The organism is Brevundimonas sp. (assembly GCF_004210735.1).
Taxonomy (GTDB): domain Bacteria; phylum Pseudomonadota; class Alphaproteobacteria; order Caulobacterales; family Caulobacteraceae; genus Brevundimonas.
The window spans coordinates 1-1,148 of sequence record NZ_SDZL01000146.1 but is presented as its reverse complement, the minus strand read 5'-3'; the positions used below and the strand labels follow the sequence as shown (position 1 = coordinate 1,148).

Annotated in this window: 1 protein-coding gene; it reads left to right on the top strand. The window is 66.5% G+C overall.

All coding sequences use genetic code 11. The annotated features are described in order from the left end of the window. The coding region (locus EON91_RS14515) for an alcohol dehydrogenase (protein ID WP_292096128.1) at positions 1–1,092 on the top strand (1,092 nt) is incomplete at its 5' end. Positions 1,093–1,148 lie beyond the last annotated feature (56 nt).

The following is a 1,148-nucleotide window of genomic DNA, read 5'->3' as shown; positions in this document are numbered from 1 at the left end:
ATCGATAGTCTCCCGGCAAACAACCGGGAGACCGTCATGCATAGCTTCGATGTCTGCGAGTGCGGAGCGCCGCTGCAGCGGATGGAGCGGGAGACGCCGGAGCCGATCGGCTCTGAGGTCGTGCTCAAGGTGCTGGCGGCGGGCGTCTGCCATTCCGATCTGCATATCTGGGACGGCTATTACGAGCTCGGCGGCGGGCAGAAGCTGAAGCTGCAGGACCGCGGCGTGAAGCTGCCGCTGACCATGGGCCATGAGAATGTCGGCGAAGTTGTTGCCGTCGGACCTGACGCCAAGGGCGTGAAGGTTGGCGATGTGCGGCTGATCCATCCCTGGATGGGTTGCGGCGAGTGCATCGTGTGCAAGCGCGGCGAGGAGAACCTCTGCACCAAGCCGTGCAGCGTGGGCATCCATCGCGGCGGCGGGTTCGCGACGCACGTGCTGGTTCCGCATACGCGCTACCTGTTCGACATTTCGGGGATCGCGCCGGAGAAAGCCGCGCCGCTGGCATGCTCGGGCGTGACGGCGTTCAGCGCGCTGAAGAAGGTGTCGGATACGCTGGCGCAGGCGCCGGTGGTGATGATCGGCGCGGGCGGGGTCGGGCTGATGGCTCTGGCGCTGCACAAGAAGATGGGCGGGCATTCGACCATCGTGGTGGACATCGATCCGGCCAAGCGCGAGGCGGCCAAGGCGGCCGGCGCGACACATGTGATTGATGGCTCGGCCAAGGATGCGGCGGACCAGATCCGTGCGGCGACGGGCGGCGGGGCGTGGGCGGTGATCGATTTCGTCGGCGCGGGCGCCACGGTGAAGCTGGGCGTCGATACGACGATCAAGGGCGGCAAGGTGATCGTGGTCGGCCTGTTCGGCGGCGACGTGACCATCCCGACGCCGTTCTTCCCGATGAAGGCGCTGACCGTGCAGGGCAGCTATGTCGGCAGCCTGGTGGAGATCGCTGAGCTGCTGGAGCTGGTGAAGCGGACCGGCGCGCCTGAAGTGCCGATCAAGACGCGGCCGCTGGAGCAGGTGAATGCCGCGCTCAATGACCTGCGCGACGGCAAGGTTATCGGCCGGGTGGTGATGACGCCGGCTTAGCAAGGCGGGCTGGTGATGGTGACCGTCCTCGAGGAGTTCCGGCTTCAGTCGCACTT